Below are 20,816 nucleotides of genomic sequence, written 5' to 3'. Positions count from 1 at the left end.
CCCATGCCGGGCACATCAGGGAGAGAGCTCCATTGCCAGGGAACTAGTTGCCCATGTCGATGGAATCCACGTCGCTGGAACCGCCTGCGGTGGAGAACATGACCTTGGTGATGATGAAGGCGAGACCGCCGATGCCGGCGCCCACCAGCCCGTAAAGCACGCGCTCAGTGTTGCCCATCATGAACATGACCGCCGAGAAAAGCAGACCGCCGAAGGCCAGCACCAAGCCGACAAGGTTGAGGATGTTGATGATGCCGCTGAACTTGCTGGTCAGGTCGCTGGAGGAGGCGGCGAGTGGCATCGTGAAGCGCAGGATGTTGGTGCCAAGAGTGGTGATGGCAATGGAGTTCATTTCTGTGGGTGATGAATAGTTTGATGTTTTGGAGTTCAGCTCGCGGCGCGTGAACACCGTCTGCTGGCCGTGTAGTAACCAAACCGCCGTCTGCTGTGACAGGATTTATTCGCCACCCATGTTCCCGGGGCCTATTCCCGGCTCACCAAAGCATTGCGCAGAGCCGTCAGCTCCTCCTGCACCATCTCATCGGTCGGTGCGGCCAGCGTGCCAGCCACCAGATCTCGCATGATTTCCCGAAAACGTTTTCTCAAACGTGAGATGGACTGGCGCACGGCGTCATGGGTCATGCCCAGCCGCGCAGCGAGCTCGGCATCGTTCCCCGACCCCGCCAGGGTCGGATCCAGCCTGGGGCGCAGAAGTTGAAACTGATCCTTCTTGCCCGCCGCTTCCTGCTCCTGAGCCAGTTGCTCCACCGTCGCCTCAATAATGCGCAAAGCACACATGCGCTGGTAGATCATCTCAGGAGTACGATGGTCCGGTGGCTGAATGGAAAGTTCATCCTCCGCCTGCGAAGCTTCAATGGACAAGATCTCTTTGCCCCCGCCGCGTTTCAGCGCCGAGGCCTGCCGCTGCCAGTGCTTGATATGCCGGCTGAAAGCCGTGAGCAGATAGTTCCGCATCTTGCCCAGCGCTGCGTCTGCCGTGGTAAATAAAGCTTTTTCTAATACAAAGCTAAAGAAACTCTGTGTCAGATCTTCTGCATCCGCCGGAGACAGCCCTTGAAAGCGCGCATACGAGTAGATCGGACGCCAGTAGATCTTGCACAATTCGTCCAGCGCCAGCCTGCCTTTGCCTACGTCTCCTCCTTCGCGCAGGGCCAGCACCATGCTCCAGCGTGTGACTGGGAAAGCACCATGATGGGTTGGAGGAGTCTTGGCCATGCACTGTTATCTGAGAGCACTTTTTTACGCTCTTGAAACTCTGGAAGTCGAAAAAAATCAGTCACACGAAGACGGCTGTTCGGATAACTCAGGCATGTCACTGCCTCAACTTCTCTTGCACGCCCGAGCGCGGTCTCAAACTCTGCAAATATTCTCCTGCGAAATCCCTGACTGATGAGTGCCACTTCACCCGGACCGGATGCCGGTGACAACTCCCGCACTCAGGCAAGATCTTCCGTATTGCAGGGTCTCAATCCCGTCGGCCTCATGGAAGGCGTGCTTGGCGGTCAGGCCACTGACTGGGAGCCGCCGCTCGCGGAAGAACTCGAGTCTTGCTTCCCCGGCTACACCGATTTCCGCTTCATTGATCGCGGTGGCATGGGTGCCGTTTACTCCGCCATGCAAAATTCTCTTGAGCGCCGTGTGGCGGTGAAGATCCTGCCACCGGACCTCGGCAAGGATGCGCTCTTTGTGGACGGATTTCATCGTGAGGCACGCCTGCTGGCCCGGCTGCAGCATCCAAACATCGTCGCGGTGTATGATTTTGGCCGCAATGCCCTCGGGCACCTGTTCATCGTGATGGAGTACGTGCATGGCACCTCTCTCTTTGAAATCCTGAAACAGGAGCAGCTGCCCCTTCCCCGCGTGCTGGAGATCATCGCCCAGGTGTGTGAAGGACTGCAGTTCGCCCATGACCATGGCGTCATTCATCGCGACATCAAGCCCACAAACATCCTCATCGACGGACGCAACAGCGTGCGCGTGGCGGACTTCGGCCTGGCCAAGCTGGTGAAGGCGGAATCCACCACCACGGCACAGACCCGCAGTTCCCTCATCATGGGCACCCCCGTCTATGCCGCGCCAGAACAGCGCCGGCCGAACGCATCGGTCGATCACCGTGTGGATATCTTCAGCGTAGGCGTCACGCTCTATGAAATGATCACCGGCCACTTTCCGGTCGGCGTCTTTGAGCCCCCCTCCAAAAAAGCCGGCAGCCCTCCCGCACTGGATAAAATCATCACCAAAGCGCTGCGCGAAAGTCCGGCTGACCGCTACCAAAACGCTGCAGAGCTCAAGAAGGCCATCAAACAGGCCTCCGACCGCATCACCCAGCCTGCCATCCAGCGCACCATCGTCAAGCGGCCGATCATTTCCATGATGACCACCGTCATCGTCACCACCGGGTTCATCTATTTGTTCGACGAAGTGAACAAGCAGGTGCTGCAAAAAATGCGCCCGGAGGGAGCGCCGCTGCTGCAAAGCGTCGCTGTGGTCCCGCTGAACAGCACCTTCTCCCTCCTCAATGGCCGCATGACATGGCTTCAGGCACAGGCCAAGGTGAAGAACATGCCCGATGTCGAACTGGCCAGCGTACACTCCGCATCAGAACTGGCAGAGCTGAGCCAGTTGTTCGATGAGCACGGCATCCACTCCGACGTCTGGACCGGCGGCATGCAAGCGGAAACGGGCGCTCCCTTTTCATGGTCGGATCGCAGCCCCTGGGACTTCGAAGCCTGGATGCCTGCCGCCGCTGAACCACCCGTGGTCGTCACCGAAGTCCAGCCGAAAAACAGCGGCACCCTGCGCACCGCCCTTGGCGACACCCCGGACTGGATCGAAGTTCACAACCCGGGCTCTCAGCCTGTGGATCTGACGGGCTGGAAACTCATCCACTACAAAGACCGTCAGCTTTATGAGGACCGTCTCGGTGCCAACATGATGCCCGGAGCCGCTGCTCTGGTGCTGGCCCCCGGCGAATACCGTGTCATCTTTTGCAGCGCCATTTCAGAAGACGAAGCGGGCCTCCCTCAGTTCCACTTTCGGCTGGAAGCCGAGCACGGACGCATCGGCTGGGCCGATCCACGGGGTCGCGTGATCCAGATGTTCAACGCCGCCTGGAACAACTTCCCGACCAACACTTCCATCACCTCCGACCCCGGCGGGCAGACTTGGGGTGTAAGCACCAAACCCAGCCCCGGCCAGCCCAATCCCCCGCCTGCACGCCCGCTCAAACTCAGCTCAACGCCAAAACCCGAACGGATGGCAGTCATGCTCCTCCCCCAGTTCGGCGGCCGCTGGACCACCAGCCCTTTGGACCGCATGGCTCTGCCGCTCATCCGGCACAAGAAAAAGTAGGCCCCTCAACCCCACACTCTTCGCATGGGGGAGGGTTTCCCGTGAGGTTGCAGAGCCTCAGCTTCAGCGGTTGGCCAGATCCACCAGCTTGTCATTCATGTCCCTCATGCGCTTGGAAAGACAGGTGGTGATGCGGGTCAGGAGTCGGTAGGCCACCTTCGGATTGGCCGTGTGCAGGCGCTCCAGGCTGTCACGTGTGATGAGCCAGACTTCAGCCTCGGATCCCGCACGCACCGTCGCGCTGGCCGGACCGGGGTCGAAGATGCTCACCTCGCCCAGTGAATCACCGGCCTCAAGCACTGCCACGACCTGATCAGCGCCATCCACTTCCTGCAGCACTTCCAGCTTCCCTTTCAGCACCAGATAAAGATGGTCATTTTCATCCCCCTGACGGATGACGACGTCGCCCGGCTGGTAAGATCGCGAGTCTCCAAAACTGGAGAGCAGCGAGAGTTCGTTGGCATTGAAGTTGGCTAGAAGCGGAGTGAGGGACGGCATGGTTGGTTGTTTTTACTACGGTCAGAGAGTTGTTGGAGACGAGTGGTTATCGGGCTGGATCACTTCCACCAGTCAGGAATCTTCCCAGCGCCATCCATGGCGGGAATGCGCATGCGGACTTTCTTTTTGGACGGGTGGATGATCCAGGCGGTGGCGTCCGGCATCTTCATGAGCTCGCCGGGCTGCACTTCGTAGTCCCATTCTTTGTTCACGGTCTTGCTGCTGTCTTTGCCCAGGAAGCCGGAGGACTTGGAAACTTTCTTCGTCTCCACCTTCGCAATGAATTCCGCCACTGCCTGCGCCCCTTCAGGGTCCGGCTGACGGAACGCGATTCGCGAGCGGCAGTTCAAAGTGAGCACCTGCGCAGTTTCTTTGCCGAGCACGGGGAACAATGAGGCATCACTCTGCATGCCCAGGATGAGGCAGCAGTTAGCCGCACGCAGACGGTCGATCACGTTGTGATCGGAGATGCCGTCCTCGCTCGCAGTCGCCAGCGCCTGAAACTCATCCATGAGCGCGATGAGCAGGTTCTCCGTCTTGCGCTCCTTTTTGGGCTTGTCGAAACGCATCATCGCATGCGTGTAGAACAGCAGCTTGATGTAGGTGTTGATGTAGCGGCGTTCGGTCTGGAAGGTCTGCGGCATGGCCGTGCAGAACACGCGCCCTTTGTCCACATCGGTGATGTCGATCGTGTTCGGCAGGTCGGAGCAGAAGATCTCCGCGATGTCCGGATGCGTGAAGAAGCCCAGCATGACCTTCAGCGTGCCCACGAGGCCTTCTTTCTGCTCCGCCGCCTGCGCGTTGAGGAAGGTCTGATCGAAATACTTCGCCAGCTTGATGCGCTCCGGCGTGCTCTCCGCATCCAGCAGTTCGTTGAAGAGCGCCTCCATGTTCGACTTGTCCGTGAGGAACTCGTAAGCCCGCAGCACGTTCACCGGCTTGCCCAGAGTTTCTAGCAGCTCAAAGGCGCAGGTCAGCGCCTGCTGCGCCGCCGGTTTAAAGAAGGAAGACTGCTCCCCCTCCGTCAGCGAGGCTCCCGTATCGACGAGGTTTTTCGCATGCGTGGTGTAAGGCAGCCGCGGGTCTGAGACGAGATTGTAGCGCTCCTTCGGCTGCCATTTGCGGTCCAGCCGGTCCGGGCGCACCATCAGCACGCACACCGCCTCCGGCCGGCCATGACCGGTGAAGTGCTCCAGCGCAAAGAAATGCTCGTCCCCCTTCGCACCGAGGATGAGGCCGCCCCAGTTCGGGCGCGAAACGGAGATCTGGTGCAGCAGCGGATTGAAGCCCGAGGTCGTCTTGCCCACCCCCGTGTCCCCGGTTATCAACCAATGACGCGTGAACTCCCCCGGCAGCCACTTGAGGTTTTTGTACTTCACGATGTAGTCCTTCTTCGAGAAATCCGGCTGCCACTTCAGCAGCACCATGGCCCCCAGCACGCACAGAAAGGCCACTCCGCCAGTCACTTCATTGATGCTGTCATACTGAAACACATACCAGATACCAAAAGTGGCGATGCCGACGGCGACGAGGAATTTGAGGAAGGAAAACATGCTGGGAGAGGCGCTGCGTGGTGCTAGCCCGTCAGCAGTGATTTGTGACGTCGTTTTCGCCCGTGTGTCACAGTTTGAAATGCGGCGGCTAATTTCAGGCTGATCCCCCCCCACCTACGCCATGCCCATTCCGAAGCCGCCCACCCCTCTTAACTTCGACACTTTTCACATGGCTTCGAATCCCGACGCCATCGCAGGAGTACAGGCCAACGAAACATTCATGCTCACGGGTCTCGCTGGAGGGGCGCTGGGGAAAGGCGGAGAAACCGTGGGGTTCGCCAAGTACCAGTTTGATGGGCAGAAACTTGTGACATCCACGGCTGAAAGCCTGCGGTTGCCCGGAGTCATCGCCGGCATCAACCAAGCCAGCGGTGAACTGACGAGCGCCCTCGCCCAGGCGGCAGGGGGAAATGACAACGCTGCGGAACTGCAGACCAAGATGTCGGCTGCCGTGAAAGCACTCAAAGGCGGTCTCCCTGCAGCAGAGCGCGATGGCGTGGATGCCATGAATCCCCAGCAGGTGCTCGCAGCCATGCAGGCTGCGCTGCCTGGTCTGGAACAGCGAAGCCAGGAAGCCGCTGCAGCCTCCGCAGCCCTCGGCAAAGTGGAAGGAGCCGCCGTCGATTTGTTCGATCCTGGACTTCCGACTCCCGCAGACCGGGGCCTGCTTGCACGCAGCGTGGCCTCCAGCCAGGTGGACCAACTTCTCGGCACGAACATCCTGGCTGAAGAAACGTTCGGAGTGACCAGGGAGGGCGATGTCGTCGGCGTGAGCATTCAAGGCGACGGAGCAGGCATCACCGGCACCTACCGCTTCAACGAAGGCGGGGAGAAAAAGGATTACAGCCTCAAGGTGGATTTGAAAAATCCCGCACTTCAACGCGGCCTCGCCGACTTGGAGGCCGTGGACTATCTCACCGGCCAGATTGACCGCCATTGCGGCAACATGTTTGTGGACCAGAACAACAAGGTCACCGGCATCGACAACGACCTGGCCTTCCCTGAGCGCAGCCTCGAAGAAACCACCCAGGGCATGCCCAAGGGCATGCGCGCGAAAGTCGTGGGAAAGATGCCGCAGCAGATGCATCAGGAGACCGCTCAAAAAATCCTGGCTCTGGACCCGGACACGCTGCGCCAGACGCTCAAAAACATGCCCGCACCGGACAAGATCAGCAAGCTCAGCGATGCCGCCATCGAGAGCGCATGCGGCCGCCTGGTGCAGATGCAAAACGAACTCAAGCAGCCAGGGGGAGCCATCAAGGTGGTGGCTGAGTTCAACGATGACACCTACAACGCGGCCATGGCTGCCCAGCAGGCCGAGGTGCAGGCAAAATTGGGCGGCAACATTGAGGACACGGACGTCGACAACGCCGCCAATCTCTCCGATGTGCCGAAAACCTCCTATCTCGGTGCCGTGGCGATCCAGACCAAACGCTACGAACTCAACGCACAGCAGGTCCCGGGGAACTTCCTCGTGCGTGACCAGAACACCGCGCCCCAAGCCCCGCGTAATGCCGAGGCGGCCATCTATGCCAAGCAGCTTGAGGTCGCCAAGCAGGCCATGACAAGCAATCCCGCCTTCATCTCTCATCTCGGCGCGGATGCACAGCAGGCGCAGGCCATCACCCGGGAGCTCAAGGAACTGAAGGACAAGGTGGCCCATTACGAAAAGGAGCAGGCAGGCCTGCAGAAGAACAAGCTAGGCTCTCTCGTCCGCAGTCTCGCCAGCGGAGGAACGGCCAAGCGCCAGGAATTTTATGCCGAAAAGAAATTCGAGGCCATGCAGCTCATCGGCCAGTTGCAGAAGCAGCTGGACACCATCGCCGAAAATGCCTTGAGCAACGAGCTCAAGACGGACGCACGCGCCTACGCTCGTGAGGCGGTGGCCAGTCATGCCGCGAAGAATCAGCCTGTCGCGGCGCAGAACAACGCCGTGCAGAATCAGCCCGTCGCGGTCCAGCCAAATCCTGCCCTCGCAGGCATGGTCCCGAACCACCCCGCTCCACCTCCCCCCGGCCAGTTCAATCATCCTCCGCCCTCAGACATGGCGCCCGCAGTCCCCAATCAGGACAATCTGGCCCAGGGCAACGACCAGCCCAAGGCGGCCAAGGCCAGGATCGCCGCCAAGAGCAAGGAAGGAGATCTCACCGTCAAGGCTGCCGACGACGAGTTGGTAGTCTCTGATCTGGAGGAGCTCGACGCCGACGTGGAGGTGGAAGTCGAAGTAAAAAAGGAAGGTCTGGCCAAAGCCCCCAGCGTGGCTGAGATGCTCAAACGCACCAACAGCGCTCCCCAGCTGGGCGGTCACAAAGCGGCCCAGGGAGTCGGCGGGGAAGAACCCAAACCGGCCGGCAACAGCCTCCGTGCCAGCGGCAGCTGGCAGGCAGCCAAGCCTTCCGGGCCAAAGCCCGGAGGAAATTCTCTCACCAGCTCCCATCTTTGATTCCGCTCCCGGTCTTGGGGCGCACCTTGTCAGGCAGCAGCCACCGCATGCATGCGGTGACAGGGGAGCCGTCATGGGGTATGGCACGGCCTTTCCAAAGGGCTCAAATTTCTTCTGCTCCTTGTCACATGGCATGGGGCAGTCGGCTACTTCGGTCCATGGAAAACACCCCCCAACCCGCCCACCCCTCAGGCAAGCGTCCCCTGCTTGCATTCATGACCACCCTCTTCGGCGCAGGCTGCCTCTTCCTGCTCTACCTCTGGTGGACACCACCACTGAAAATGAGCCGCAGCAGGCAGAACACGACCAGCGAACCCAGGCCGCCCGAGCATTCACGCTCTGACTATTCAGAGACTTCGGTGATGCGTGACCAATGCCGCAAGCTCATCAGCGCACTGCGAGGCTTCCACCAGCACCACCACGGCTATCCCTTGCCTGCAGGGATTGCGTTCGACGAAAAGACCGCCTGTCCCATCGATCAGGCCATGGTGGCCGCCATCAGCGGCGTTGATGCCACCCTGAATCCTTCGCAGGTCAACTACTTCAAACCCTGGGAGCTTTCCGCCACAACACTGAGCGAGCTCAAAGCCGGCCATTTCTTTGCCACCTTTGATTTCAACGGTGACGGCCACGTTCCCAACCCTGCGGCACCTGAAAAGAACATCCAGCAGGATGTCCTCGTCTGGCATGCCGGCAGAGACGGCAATCCCTCCACCTGGGAGGACAACGTTTTCGCCTGGCTCGCCGAGTAGCTCGCATAAATCCTCCAACAAAACCGCCCACCAAGCGGTCAAACCACCTCCCGCTACAGTAAAAGTTAAATGACACTCCTGTTCACCGGCATAAATTAGCGCCTCGCTCAATACTCGTTTCATGGACACTCCCCCCTCAAGCAGTCCGGCAGCAGGCGCGGCAGAAGATTTTGATCAAACGATCAGGGTCCGCACTCCGGCATCAGGCGCTGTCTATTTCAATCGCTACCGCCTGAACCGCGTTCTCGGTCGTGGCGGCATGGGCGTCGTTTGGCTCGCAGACGACCTAAAGCTTGAGCGCCCGGTGGCTTTGAAATTTCTCCCAAGCCTGATTGGTCTCGATCCCACCGCGGTCAAAGAACTCAAAACCGAGACCCGCCGTGGCCTTGAGCTTTCTCATCCAAACATCGTGCGCATCTACGATTTCGTGGACGATGAGGATGAGGCCGCCATCTCGATGGAATTTGTGGATGGCAAAACGCTTTCCGAACTGCGTGCCACCACCGACCATGGAGTCTTCACCACCGAGCAGGTGGCCAAATGGCTCCCCGGCGTCTGCGAGGCGCTCGATTACGCCCACTTTCAGCGCAAGGTCGTCCACCGCGACCTTAAGCCCTCGAACATCATGGCCATGAGCATGGATGACACGGCCAAGATCGCCGACTTCGGCATCGCCCGCAGCATCTCGGACACCATGCAGAGGCTTTCCATTTCTCAGCTCGGCGTCAGCGGCACCCTGCCCTACATGAGTCCGCAGCAGGCCATGGGAGAGCGCCCCTCCCCTACCGATGACGTGTACTCTCTCGGGGCCACCATCTATGAGCTGCTCTCCGGCAAGCCGCCCTTTTATCGCGGAGACATCCCTTCCCAGCTCACCTCCAAAATTCCCTCCTCCATGGGTGAAAGGCGTGAAGAGCTGGAGATCAAGGCCAGCGATCGCATCCCCAAAGAGTGGGAGGCTGTCATCGCCGCCTGCCTTCACAAAGATCCAAATCTGCGCCCTCCCAGCGCTGGAAAGCTACTCGAACTGCTCGGCTTAAAATCCAATACCAACGTCACCACCCAGCCCTTCATCCAGCCGAAGGTCGAGCACAAAAGCCGCACCCCGGTCTATGCCGCCGCTGCGGTGGCGGTGCTGGCAGCCGGTGCCGCGTTTTATTTTAAATCCACCACTCCCCAGGCCGTTCCTGCAGTGACGACAGCACCTGCCGCTCCAACGCCGGAGATCGCGCCAAAAGCCCCGGCTGCGGCTGTGCCAATGCTGGCGGCTGCACCAGCCGCGCCAGCGGTCGTCGCTCCAGTCATACCTCCAGCAACTCCTGTGGCACCACCCTCTTCCGTTCCTGTGCCGGGTCCAGCACTGCCCACCTCTCCGGCGCAGCCAGTGGCGCAAGGCATGCCGGTCGCAACTCCACCCGTGATCGCCGCTGCACAGCCTCCCGCTGCGATGATCCAGCCCCCCGTTTCCGAGCCCCCGGAAGGATTCTGGTCCATCGACCGCATTTTCCCCACTCCGCCGCAGACCACCTACTCTGAGCCTGGTCGCCGTCACCTGCTCTATGAAGTGCAGCGCATTCTGAAAGAGAAGTCCCTCTACAGTTCCACCCAGGATGGCAAGGAAGGCAAAGGCACGCACAACGCCATCATTCTCTACCAGGCCAAAAACGGACTCCTCCCCAATGGCCTGCTCGATGGCCCCACCCTTGCTTCACTGGCATTGATGGACAAGCCCGATGAGCCTGAATGGAAGTCGCCTTCGTCATCGGTGGCCGGTTCGTCCTATCGCAGAAAGTCCACCCCCAAGGAAGAGCCCAATTTGTTTCAGCGTGCCGGCAAATCCATCGGGCGCTTCTTCAATCGGGACTGAGCCGCTCTCTGCGGCAGCACTTCGTCACCGTCGCGCAGATGCGGCGGTTGGCCTTGCAGCTTCCCACTCCTGCAGCCTGCGTTCCCACTCTGCCAGTTTGTGTTCATCAGCCACGGGCGAATTCGCCTCGGCGGCCCGTTTCCAAAAGCAGATGAAGCTCACAAAAATGAGCCGTTCCTTCTCTGGTGCCCGTCCCGAGGAAGGTTTGTCAAACCACCCATGGGCGGCCGTTTCATACTCGGCCAGCGCTGCGGCAAAATCACTGCGGGCCGTGAGCAGATCTCCCAGACGCCTGTGAAGTTCCAGCAAACGCCAGTTCTCGGCTTTGGTCTTGCTGACTTCAGCAATCGCATCGCGCAAGACCGCCGCAGACTCACGAAACTGGCGCTTGATCCTCAGCGTTTCGCTCAGCGCGATCCAGGCGTCCGCCAGCCGCGATTCATGCCCTGCAGACTGCGCCATGGCCAGCACTCGCCGCGCAGCTTCCTCACCGCCGGGGCACCCGGAAACCTTGCAGGCCAGCGTGGCATGTAAAATCAGGGCGTTAAGCAGTCGCGAGTACTCGCCGCCGGCTTGCTCTTCACAAACTCGAATTCGTTCGGTGGATGCCACCAGCGTCTGCTCGTAATGCTCAGGTTTGCCCGTCAGGTCGGCCATCATGGACAACAGATAAACCCGCTTGTCCACAGTGCTGTCGTCAGCAGGCAGGATCTCGAGGGCACGTTGCAGGACTGTCACGGCCTCACTCTCGCGGCCTGCGGACTTCAAAATTTCCGCATGATCCCGCATCCACACGGCTTTCTCCGCAAGGTCGGAGTCATCCTTTGCAGCCACCACTTCGGCCATCAGCGCCGCCGCATCCTGCCGCTGGCCACAGCGCGAGAGCGCCCGTGCCAGTTCCTTGCGCACGCGCAGGATTTGATCGCGCACCTGCCCTTGGTTTGCCGGCAGCGTCTGGTAACCGGCCAGCGCCTCACGCAGGGCCTGCACCGCCTTTTCCGGCTCCCCCTCTCCAAGATACCTCCATCCCAGGGTGTACAGGGCATGCAGTGCGGCCTCTGAATTCTCACCCTCAGTCTGTTTCAGCAGTTCCCACTGGCGCTGCAGCCAGGGCTGGGCGCGCGCGGATTCCTCCAGCGCCACATAGAGATGGGCCAGTTGCTCCGCGAGCTGCGCTTCAGCACGGGGCTGGTTGGCAAACCGCGCCATGCCCGCAGCATATTCGTCTGCGAGCTTGCGCAGCATCTGCGTGTTCATGCCTGCGCTCACATGCTTGCGCGCGTTGTTGATCAGGTCTTTAAGCTGTGCGCTGACCTGCAGCGCCAGGTCGGCCTTGCTCCGCGCTTCCATCATCTGGCGCTGTACCTCCTGCCGCTGCACCTCCTCCCGCTCCAGCGCCCACCAGGTGGCCACCATGCCTCCGGCCAGTGACACCGCCACCGCTGCCGCCGTGCTCACCGCACTGCGGTTTCTCACCAGCCACTTTTGAAGCTGATATGCAATGCCGGGCGGCCCGGCAGACACGGGCTCATTGCGCAGGTAATGCTGCACATCCTCCGCCAGATTCAGCACCGTCGGGTAGCGCAGCTCGCGGTTCTTCTGCAACGCCCGCAGCGTGATCCAGTCCAGTTCGCCGCGCAGCTCCCGTGAGAGTGCTCTGGCATTGGAACAAAGCGGCTTCGGCAGCCGCAGCACACGCTGGCTGGGCATCTCGGTTTCGTTGTGGCGCACCTGCTCCAGAAGTTCGGGCAGCGGCGGTTCATTGCCTTCATCAGCGGGAATCGGCGTTGTTCCCGTCAGCAGCTCATACAGCAGCACCCCCAGCGCATACACGTCCGTGCGGATGTCCACATCCTCGCTGTTCAGCCTGGCCTGCTCCGGACTCATGTAGCGCGGAGTTCCCAGCACCATGCCGCACAGGGTCGCATCCGCTCTTCCTGCCAGATCCCCTTCCAGCGCCTTCGCGATCCCAAAATCGATCACCTTCACCAGCGGCCGGCCATCCACTTCCACCACCATCACATTTGAGGGTTTCAGATCCCGGTGCAGAATGCCGCGCTGATGCGCATGCTGCACCGCCATGCACGCCTGCACAAAAATTTCCAGCCGTTCGCGCACCGGCAGCTTCCGCTTCTGGCACCACAGCGTGACGGCGGAGCCTGACACCACCTCCATCACAAAATACGTTCTGCCATCCGGCAGTTCCCCCGCATCAAATATGGCGGCGATGTTCGGATGCTCCATCCGTGCCAGCACCTGATGCTCCCGCTCAAACCGTGCCGCAACCGGCTGCGTCAGCAGTCCAGGGCGGACAATCTTGATCGCCACCTCCCGCTTCACCGGTTCCGTCTGCTCGGCACGCCACACCTGTCCCGTTCCACCTTCACCAAGAACAGAGCGCAGAATGTAGCGCCCCCCGATGATCTCCCCGGCCTGCTCAGGACTCTGCAGACACTTCGGGTCCATGGAGTCCATGGTCGTCACGTCGGCCATGGCCAGATCAAACAACCCGGCTTCAGACTTGCGGTTGGGAGGTGTTTCGCTCGTGGTGGCCATGCGGTTCCGGTTCAAAGAGTGCGTTGCGGTAGCTCAAATGTCATCAACATCATACGCAATGAATGCCGATATTCACCAGTTGTGCTCTAGGTGGGATTCGAGCCCGCACCAAGGGTTTGTGAGTTGACACTTCTTGCATTAACGAGACTTGACCACACCGCACTTAATTTCTCCAGAATGCTTGGTTCAATAGCAATTCCACGGGCGGCTCTTTATCGAGGTGCACGTCACCGACCATTTCCTGCCGAAGTCCAAGGCAGCCCCTGATGGGGCAAACACATGATCGCCACTGGGCATCAAAAGAGCAGCCAGGCTTCCACGTCTTAACACGCTTCCGCCTCGATGGCATGTCGTCGAGATCAGATCGCAACCACACCAATGCATCAGCGTTGTGCCGCCTTGTCTTGAGATCAAGTATCCACTCTCCAACAAATTACGGGCGGTACGAATGCCCGCGCCCGGTCACAGGGTCAATCTGCACCGTGTAGTAATCGGGAGGCGCCGTGGAGAGATCTGCTTTGTAGCTCTTGGTGGAAATCAGAGTGAGATAAGCGGTGCGCAGCGGCACCCGCAGACTCGTGGAACCATTCGGATAAAAAATGACCCGATAATACGTCGCGTTAAGCGACTTAAAGGGATTCTGCGTGGCCTGACCGGTGCTGATCGGTGTCTGATTGATGCTGAACATCGGAGAGAGCGCGCCTTCAACAATCACCACGCTCTGTTTGTTCCAGTAAACGGGAGGCTCCAGCTGCGTGACCTGATTGGTTGCAGGATTGTAGGATATCATCTGGATGGCATGGCAGCCTTGGACATTGTCCTCGGTGTAATAGTAGAAATCCAGGCCGACTGGGCGGTTCTCTGTCAGAGATCGCTGCTGGGCCATGGCGAGCTTTTGCATCAGGGTGTCTCCTGCAGACGTGAGATTGGCGGACTGCAAGGCACCCAGAGTGTAAGGCGTGGCCACGGCAATCAGCATGACCATGATGGCAACAACGATGACCAATTCCACCAGGCTGAAGCCGTCAGGATGAGAATGCCTGCCCAAGCGGGAGGACGAATGTTGAACTGGAAAGATTGTTTTCATCGGAGAAGGCCCCATTTCGAATTACGCATGCTGATGGTTGTGGAAAAAACCTGGTAGTTGAGCTGCTCGGCGCGGAGCTTGATCGCCAGGTTCTTGAGATCCTGCTGCTTGTTGTCGGCCAGAGTGAAGGCCCCGGGGGGAATCAGCTGCGGCATGGTGTCAGGATACTTCAGCGCCAGCTTGCGGGCGGAGGCTTCATCAATGGCCACCAGGGTGACCGCCACTCTTGGAGGCAGCATATGCTGCGTCCCCTGCGGACTGTCGGTGGTCACATTGAGAAGCTGGGTGGAGTCATAGGCGTATTTCGGCGCGATCCACCACGGGGTGGTCTTTTTTAGAGCCGCGTCATCGGCGGTCACCTGGGGGGAAATGATCAAGGCGAGGATGTTTTCGGCGATGGGCCGGGTGTCCGCAGGTGTGGTGAGAGTCTCAGCGGCGGTGATGACGCTGGCGGGCGCCTTAAGGAACCACTGGCCCGGTTGGACCGAATAAACCGTGTTCTCCTCCGCCGTCGGACGGTATTCCCAGAGCCTGAAGCGCATGCTTTGGGTGGTTACATGCTGGGGACGAAAGGCATCATTGCCTGTGTACATGATGAAGTAACCCCGTCCGCACAGAAGCCGGTTGAGCCCTTCGTATCCCAACCGGTCACTCAGCCCCAGACGCGCCTGAAAAAACATCGCCTGAGTCACGAGCTGTGTTGCCTGCGCACCGGGAAGCAAGGTCTGAGCCTGCCCAGTCACAAACTGGAGTTCCGACTGGCGGATGTATTTTGTGGGAGACTGGCTCTGCGATGTGGGAATCGTGGGCTTGTCCCCGGTGTTGTATTGATAGGCCTGGTAGGTGTTTAAGATGGCCTGCCGGAGATTTTCCGTGATGCTGTCAAAAGCCATGCGAGCCTCGCGAAACTGCTCGACGCGTGCCACACCGCGCTTCCACGCACGCTGAGTCAGGCCAAGCACCTGCACCGAGACCAGCAGGATGATCGAAAGAATCACCATGGAGAGAGACACTTCGATCAGGGTGAATCCATGCCGCCGTTGTTTGAGATGGAGAGGTTTCATAAGTCAGAATGTGGATTGCAACTGGCTGCGGCCTCAGTCCCCCATCTTGGCGATGAGGGCGTAGGAGGAAGTGATGCGCAGCGGGGACGCTGAATTGAAATCAAAGGAAGGATCGGCCGACGTCGCGATGCAGATTTTCACCCGTCGCAGGTAGGACTCCGCCGTGCTGTTTCCGCTGCCGCTGGCGCCTGCGGGAAGATAAACATCCAGCGGCTTTTGCGGCACATAAATCGAGGCCACAAAAGCGAGCGAAGAGGCAAGGTCTTCCTGACTCGTGTTGGCCACAGTCAATTCCCGTCCTTCATTGGTGAAGTAGCGCAGCGGCCCGTAGCCCGTCCATGTGATCCTGTTCCACGCCATGGACTGCATCTCGCCACTGAGCTTCAGCATGATTTTGGATCCCACGGACATCTCCGCCGAATTGCGGGCCATGTTGATTCCCTGCGGCAGCAACCCCAGCAAGGTGAGGAAGCCCAGCGCGGCGATGGCGACCGCGATGGTCACCTCCACCAGCGAAAAGGCGGCTGACAGGCGGCTGAAGCGCCGGATACAGTGCTTGCTTTTGGCCATTGTTTTCATGAGTTCGATGTGGCGGAGGGTTCAAGGATCAAAACGTTTTTGCGAAAGCACGCGGAAACGGTGCAGATCATCCAGGGACGGTTTGGAAAGCGGATTGCCGGTGGCGTAATCAAGATTTTTGGACTTGTCCAAAGCCGGGTCATTGAAGTCGAGATAGCGCTCAATCACCGCCGAGCCACGGTACTCGGAGCCGATGGTGTCAACGCCGGTGACAAACTGCGCGGGATCCGCCGAGCGCGCTTTTCGGATGGTCTGAATGCGCATGTGGATCTGGAAGGTGTTGGAGCGCGTGGTGAGACGCGGATACATGTGGGTGTAGGGGCGCTCCTTGAGGTTTTCGGCGGTCAGCGCGTGGTTCTCCCAGAACGCCAGAATGCTGTTGCCAGTGGGCTTCAGCAGCGCGCTGAGAGTCGTCGGCCAGCTGGTTGGCACGAGGCTGTCGGAGCCATTGATGGGTTTTGGCAGGAGATACATCTCGCAAATCTGCGCAGGAGAAATGAAGGCGAACCCGGAGCTGAAGCGCTCGTCGAACAGCTTCAAAGTCGCATCAATGTCGATCTGCCGGTGCCAGTATTTTTTGCCCTGCGCACTGCTGTCCTCTTTCCAGAACCAGGACTCCGTCTGATTTGACGGTGCACCGCCAGGACGAGTGAGATAGATGTTGGCATCTTTGACCGGCACGGCTGTGATGAGCTCGCTTTTCATGATGGCTGCCAGGCCTGTGGCCCGGCGGATATGGCGAAAGGGGGCCATCTGATAGTTGAGATTGATCTTGCCGGCCGAAGATCCCGGCTGGCTGATGACGTAGGGCTCGACCATGGGCATCCAGAAGAAGTCCATGAAGAGATAGTCGGGCGGATCGATGCCCTGGATGGGCAGTCCGGTTTTGCCGTAGCCTTTGAGCAGCTTGGGGGCGCCAATGTGAAACTGCTGCCCCTGCTTGCTGCTCCACGTTTGTGGACGGAACAGCAGGGTGCGCCATGGCTCACGGCGCATGCCCCCTGAGCCACCAGAGTCCTGCACGCCCGTGGGCAAAGAACCAAACATCCCCGGCGAAGACACCTGCCGGTTGGGGGAAAAGTACGTTGAGCCTCCCAGCCAGGACCCCCAGGAAGTGGAGAAGTAGGGCACCAGCTGCTGGCCATTGGTGGCGGTCACGCTGTAGGTGTTGCCCTCATCCGGTTTGTTGATGTAGGCCCCGTCGGTCTGATTGGCGATGCCACGGTCAAAGTCGCCATATTTCTGCAACCCGGCTCCAGTGGATGCCGTGTAAGGATGATCAGGGAGGAAGCCCGCATTATAGGGGGCATCTTTGACCAGACGCCAGCCTTTTTTGTCTTCACCACGGTCAAGACCGGGGCCCTGGCTCCAGTTGGCGAGGACGATGTTATGAGCGAGACGTTGTTTGCCGTAAAGCCGGTGCTGTTCGAACTCGGTGGCTGGCACGACATACTGGCCCATGGTCAGGCGCGGATCACCGTGGCGCAGCACCATAGATTGCAGGGTGTCGTCAGGAATCACCAAATTGCCACGGTAGTAAGTACCGCTGGAAGGAAGATCACCATAATTTCCAATCTCATTGCCAATGTAGCGGAACCTGCCGCCCATGCGGGTGGAGGGGACGGCAGCGATCTTGGTGATATGGCCCGTCTTGTCACGCCCCAAGGCGCCATCGGAATGAAACGCCCACCAGTAAGGAGCGGGCACGGGCTGCTGCACCCACCATGTGCCATCGGAATTCTGCCCCCAGTTCGTGTTCTCACTTCTTGTCGCCAGAATTGGAGACGGGAACTGGGCACTAGGGAAAGAAAAGTTGAAGGTCTGAAGCACCTGAGGGTTTGCATCGTTGCTGAGGATTTTGACGACCACAGTACCACCGGAGAACGGAATCGTTCCGCTGTCGCCGCCCGCAACGTCGATGAAGTCGCTGACCAGATTGTACTGGTTGCAGTTCTGCAAAGCTCCTGAGCGGTTGGAGTAATATGAATAGTGAACACCGCCGCTATAGGGCACCTGGCTGTCATTCGCTGGTATGTTGGTGTCATCGAAGAAAATGCTGCCCGCGGTGTAGCCATTCACTCCCCTGCCCACGGCGGGCAGCTTGCGCTCCTGCAGGAAGGCGCGATACGATATCGTGCCTCCGCGCTGATAAACGCCCCAGGCATTGCTCATGTGCTTGAACGGGCGGACCACCGTGATGCCATTATTGACGGGGAACATGCGTTTGCCCCCGGCCATCAGCGAACTGGCATCAATCTCGATGGCAATGTCCGGATTGATGAGTGTCCAGCCTGTCGATGGTGAAAACCACTCCAGCAGGAAGGTGGCCTGCACACGTTTCACATCGGGTGCGAGCGGGGTGTCGGTGTCCAGCGTCCAGTTCCAGTTCATGGGGTTGTAGCCAGGGTGGCCAACCTTGTCCCCATCTTTGCCTTCGAGCTGATGACTGGTGGGATATCTGGATTTGTAGAAACCATTGGTGGGCTTCTGATTGTTGGTGCTCAGAGGTGGGAAGTTGGAATACCAGTTGTTCGACTGATCCCATCCGAGCACCGTGTCGCTGCCATTTCCCCTCCAGTTCGGCGGTGTATAGCCGTTGGGGGCCGGCCCCTTGGGAGTGATCTTGACGGCACTGACTCCACCGGCCTGGTTGGTGCCCTGGGCGCAGGCAATGAAGTGCAGGCCCGCTTCGCTGATGGTGAGGAAGCGGCCCATGCCCCGGTACACCTGGTCTTTGCCTTTCGGCAGCACGGTCGGCATCACCTGGCCATGACCAGGGAAGCTGTTGCCGTTCGAATCACGCATCGGCGTGAACGTCCCGGCCGCCATGCCGGCGGAGCTCGATGTCGTCCGCGCGTCCGGCAGTCCGGCGATGGATGGATTGGCCCCGACATTCCTCTCCGCGATGTTATCATCGTACAAATTGGTGCAGCGGATGTAGTCGAAGATCTCCACCAGGATCTGCTGGCGGTTGTCGCCGTATTTGGTGAGGAAGGAAGCATTGGAAGCGCCAAAGCCTGGAATGGGCTCGCCTGTCAGATTCATGAGATAGGTGAAGAGCTGGCTGTTGCGAGGAATGCTGGAGAGCTCTGTCTGGCTGCGAGGATCCTGCCGCGTGAAGAAATAATCTTTCCCGGCGATCTGGGAGCAGTTCACGATGGAGTTGTCAAACACCGTGCGGGTGCGGGTGGAGTTGGTGCGATTCACCGGCCACATGCTGATCTTGGGATAGCCAAACGGATTGGCCTCGGACGCACGGCTGCGCGTGGTCAAAAACGGGCGCAGACGCTCCACCACCTCATAGTTTTGCAATCCCGCCCAGATCTGGTTCGTGCCGAGATTGATCTCATTGCGCTGGCCGTTGCCTTGTGGGGTGGAGCGCAGCAAAAATTCGTCCACGCTCGGGAACAAGCGCTCGCCAAGGGCGTCCTGCACCGCCTGAAAGTTCGTCGGGGAGAAATTGTGATTGACCGGCACAAGCACGGAACCCGCCTTGGAGCCGCCGGGGAGAATCTTGGGCATGAGGTCATAGATCGCCTCCTTGTAGGCGAGCGCCTTGGCGAAGGCAGTCGTGTCTGTGACCAGCGGATTCATGTTCTGGCCGGGAAACAGCACCGTGCTCATGCATACCGTGGCCGGGTGGCCGGGGTAGCGCTGATACTCATAGGCCATAGGCTGATACTTCGCCCACTCGCCATCGCGCTCATGATACAGCCGGGGGGTGTCCCAGGGGGTGCCTTCACCAGCGGTGTTGATGTTGATCTTCGTGGATTCATCATCCGTCCAGAAGGCCACGCGGGCGACCATGGGATTGTCCCGGGTGGCAGTCTGCCCACCGCCGCTGCTGCTCACAAATTTACCACCGTTATCAATATAGCCCAACGTGCCATCTTTGAGCATGTAGAGCCACTCCACCGGCATCGGCAGACGCTGCTGGGATTCATCGCCACCGTTGGTCGGAGCAACCACGCCATCCAGAGTCGGGCCTGAGGTGCCATTCGCAAAGGTGGAGTAGCTGAAGCCTTCCACGGATCGGCTCGCGGTCTGTGAATAGGCGCGTGGATCGATGATCGGGAAAAACATCCGGGGCGGGCCTGCGGGGGCGTTCGGGTTCAGGCGGGCGACAGGCTCGTTGAGATCCACGTATTGCGCAGGCTTCTTGTCCCAGTCTGCCGGCGGTGTGTCGGCGGCGATCTCCGCCTCGGTCGTGGCCACCATTTTGCTGTCCGAATAGAGCTTGAGCCCGCGCAGGAGAGTGCCGTCCTGCTTGTATTGACGGATCATTCCCGGCTGGGAAGACCAGATTTCGACCCCCGAAGAGGCAGTGTCCTGATGCACCCCCTGCTGGATCTGACTGATGGCCAGATTGATGACGGAGTCGGCATGCAACTGCCCTTTGGCGATCTCCACCTGCGCCACAGTGGAGTTGTAATCAACGCGCGTGGCGCTGAGCAGTGCGGTGAGAAGCACCATGGCCAATGCCAGCACGCTGAGCACTGTGATGAGAGCCACCGCACGACGGCGGCGCAGCTTGCTGCCAGAGGCCGCAACACTTCCTTGCGATGATATACTTTGTATGGATGATGTATTCATGATCTGGACGGATTGGCTGCGAGCGATTTCACAGCAGTTCTTTTGTTTGAATGCATTTTGTCCGATTGGATTATTTTTGCCTATGGGGCCGTGGTTGAGGCATGTGTGCGTCCTGAGCGTGCAAACTCGCCAAGCTTCATGTTAATTTTGGATACAGCTTTTGCTTACCTTCACGTTTTTGCTCGCCCCGGCCGATGTTTCCGCCTTCGCACGGACTCATTGTGATGCAGATGCCTGCATCTCAGCGCCTTCCTCTTTCAGAACTCTCTTAGCAGGATGCTCACTCGGAAAATAAAATATCCGCAGCCTGCAGCGACACCCCCTGGCTTTACCATGTATCATCATCCCCTGCGACTTTATACCATCGCGCCCACCCCTGAATGTACAAGAAAAAAGCCTGCGGGCGCATGATCACTCATGTGCCCGCAGGCTTGTCCAACGCTGCCTCAACA

The 20,816-nt window shown here is 59.4% G+C and carries 13 protein-coding genes; 4 read left to right on the top strand and 9 right to left on the bottom strand.

What is annotated here, in order from left to right:
* Positions 1–43: 43 nt before the first annotated feature.
* Positions 44–352, bottom strand: a complete 309-nt coding sequence (locus tag WAW39_RS30410; RefSeq protein ID WP_397381395.1) for a hypothetical protein — start codon at positions 350–352, stop codon at positions 44–46.
* Positions 353–483: 131 nt separating this feature from the next.
* Positions 484–1,236 (bottom strand): RNA polymerase sigma factor, encoded by a 753-nt coding sequence (locus tag WAW39_RS30405; protein WP_422323566.1) that lies wholly within the window; start codon positions 1,234–1,236, stop codon positions 484–486.
* Positions 1,237–1,410: 174 nt separating this feature from the next.
* Between WAW39_RS30405 and WAW39_RS30400 the strand changes: the two genes are divergently transcribed.
* Positions 1,411–3,372 carry a protein kinase domain-containing protein gene (locus tag WAW39_RS30400; RefSeq protein WP_422323564.1) on the top strand — a complete coding sequence of 654 codons (1,962 nt, stop codon included), beginning with the start codon at positions 1,411–1,413 and terminating at the stop codon, positions 3,370–3,372.
* Between the two features lie 63 nt (positions 3,373–3,435).
* Here the strand turns inward: WAW39_RS30400 and WAW39_RS30395 are convergent, their stop codons facing one another.
* Both WAW39_RS30395 and WAW39_RS30390 read right to left on the bottom strand, forming a co-directional pair.
* The gene (locus tag WAW39_RS30395; protein WP_422323562.1) at positions 3,436–3,870 is read right to left on the bottom strand and encodes a cyclic nucleotide-binding domain-containing protein; all 435 of its coding nucleotides are present in this window, start codon (positions 3,868–3,870) and stop codon (positions 3,436–3,438) included.
* A gap of 59 nt (positions 3,871–3,929) precedes the next feature.
* Entirely contained in the window at positions 3,930–5,423 is a 1,494-nt protein-coding gene (locus WAW39_RS30390; RefSeq protein WP_422323560.1) for a type IV secretory system conjugative DNA transfer family protein, read from the bottom strand.
* 121 nt (positions 5,424–5,544) lie between these two features.
* Between WAW39_RS30390 and WAW39_RS30385 the strand changes: the two genes are divergently transcribed.
* From WAW39_RS30385 to WAW39_RS30375, 3 genes are all read left to right on the top strand, one after another.
* Positions 5,545–7,866, top strand: coding sequence for a hypothetical protein (locus tag WAW39_RS30385; protein ID WP_422323558.1), 2,322 nt, complete (start codon positions 5,545–5,547; stop codon positions 7,864–7,866).
* A gap of 215 nt (positions 7,867–8,081) precedes the next feature.
* A complete protein-coding gene (locus tag WAW39_RS30380; RefSeq protein ID WP_422323556.1) occupies positions 8,082–8,618 on the top strand; it encodes a hypothetical protein in 537 nt (178 codons plus the stop codon).
* Between the two features lie 121 nt (positions 8,619–8,739).
* Positions 8,740–10,485 carry a serine/threonine-protein kinase gene (locus WAW39_RS30375; RefSeq protein WP_422323554.1) on the top strand — a complete coding sequence of 582 codons (1,746 nt, stop codon included), beginning with the start codon at positions 8,740–8,742 and terminating at the stop codon, positions 10,483–10,485.
* A 24-nt stretch (positions 10,486–10,509) separates the two neighbouring features.
* On the opposite strand, the gene WAW39_RS30370 is transcribed toward WAW39_RS30375, so the two are convergent.
* The 5 genes from WAW39_RS30370 to vccA all read right to left on the bottom strand — a co-directional run bounded on the left by WAW39_RS30370 (position 10,510) and on the right by vccA (position 20,364).
* Positions 10,510–13,041, bottom strand: a complete 2,532-nt coding sequence (locus WAW39_RS30370; protein ID WP_422323552.1) for a protein kinase domain-containing protein — start codon at positions 13,039–13,041, stop codon at positions 10,510–10,512.
* A 433-nt stretch (positions 13,042–13,474) separates the two neighbouring features.
* A complete protein-coding gene (gene vccD, locus WAW39_RS30365) occupies positions 13,475–14,089 on the bottom strand; it encodes a Verru_Chthon cassette protein D (RefSeq protein ID WP_422323550.1) in 615 nt (204 codons plus the stop codon).
* A 35-nt stretch (positions 14,090–14,124) separates the two neighbouring features.
* Complete coding sequence (gene vccC, locus WAW39_RS30360) at positions 14,125–15,192, bottom strand: Verru_Chthon cassette protein C (protein WP_422323548.1); 1,068 nt, start codon at positions 15,190–15,192, stop codon at positions 14,125–14,127.
* A gap of 33 nt (positions 15,193–15,225) precedes the next feature.
* Positions 15,226–15,771 (bottom strand): Verru_Chthon cassette protein B, encoded by a 546-nt coding sequence (gene vccB / locus WAW39_RS30355; protein ID WP_422323546.1) that lies wholly within the window; start codon positions 15,769–15,771, stop codon positions 15,226–15,228.
* 21 nt (positions 15,772–15,792) lie between these two features.
* The gene (gene vccA / locus WAW39_RS30350; protein WP_422323544.1) at positions 15,793–20,364 is read right to left on the bottom strand and encodes a Verru_Chthon cassette protein A; all 4,572 of its coding nucleotides are present in this window, start codon (positions 20,362–20,364) and stop codon (positions 15,793–15,795) included.
* Positions 20,365–20,816 lie beyond the last annotated feature (452 nt).

This window comes from Prosthecobacter sp. (assembly GCF_049294395.1).
In the GTDB taxonomy this organism is placed as follows: domain Bacteria; phylum Verrucomicrobiota; class Verrucomicrobiia; order Verrucomicrobiales; family Verrucomicrobiaceae; genus Prosthecobacter.
This window is presented reverse-complemented; position numbering and strand designations above follow the sequence as displayed.

What these genes read in the sequence shown, in the direction of transcription:
- WAW39_RS30410 (WP_397381395.1), bottom strand. Translation starts at nt 352, where the DNA reads ATGAACTCCATTGCCATCACCACTCTTGGCACCAACATCCTGCGCTTC.
- WAW39_RS30405 (WP_422323566.1), bottom strand. Translation starts at nt 1,236, where the DNA reads ATGGCCAAGACTCCTCCAACCCATCATGGTGCTTTCCCAGTCACACGC.
- WAW39_RS30400 (WP_422323564.1), top strand. Translation starts at nt 1,411, where the DNA reads ATGAGTGCCACTTCACCCGGACCGGATGCCGGTGACAACTCCCGCACT.
- WAW39_RS30395 (WP_422323562.1), bottom strand. Translation starts at nt 3,870, where the DNA reads ATGCCGTCCCTCACTCCGCTTCTAGCCAACTTCAATGCCAACGAACTC.
- WAW39_RS30390 (WP_422323560.1), bottom strand. Translation starts at nt 5,423, where the DNA reads ATGTTTTCCTTCCTCAAATTCCTCGTCGCCGTCGGCATCGCCACTTTT.
- WAW39_RS30385 (WP_422323558.1), top strand. Translation starts at nt 5,545, where the DNA reads ATGCCCATTCCGAAGCCGCCCACCCCTCTTAACTTCGACACTTTTCAC.
- WAW39_RS30380 (WP_422323556.1), top strand. Translation starts at nt 8,082, where the DNA reads ATGACCACCCTCTTCGGCGCAGGCTGCCTCTTCCTGCTCTACCTCTGG.
- WAW39_RS30375 (WP_422323554.1), top strand. Translation starts at nt 8,740, where the DNA reads ATGGACACTCCCCCCTCAAGCAGTCCGGCAGCAGGCGCGGCAGAAGAT.
- WAW39_RS30370 (WP_422323552.1), bottom strand. Translation starts at nt 13,041, where the DNA reads ATGGCCACCACGAGCGAAACACCTCCCAACCGCAAGTCTGAAGCCGGG.
- vccC (WP_422323548.1), bottom strand. Translation starts at nt 15,192, where the DNA reads ATGAAACCTCTCCATCTCAAACAACGGCGGCATGGATTCACCCTGATC.
- vccB (WP_422323546.1), bottom strand. Translation starts at nt 15,771, where the DNA reads ATGAAAACAATGGCCAAAAGCAAGCACTGTATCCGGCGCTTCAGCCGC.
- vccA (WP_422323544.1), bottom strand. Translation starts at nt 20,364, where the DNA reads ATGAATACATCATCCATACAAAGTATATCATCGCAAGGAAGTGTTGCG.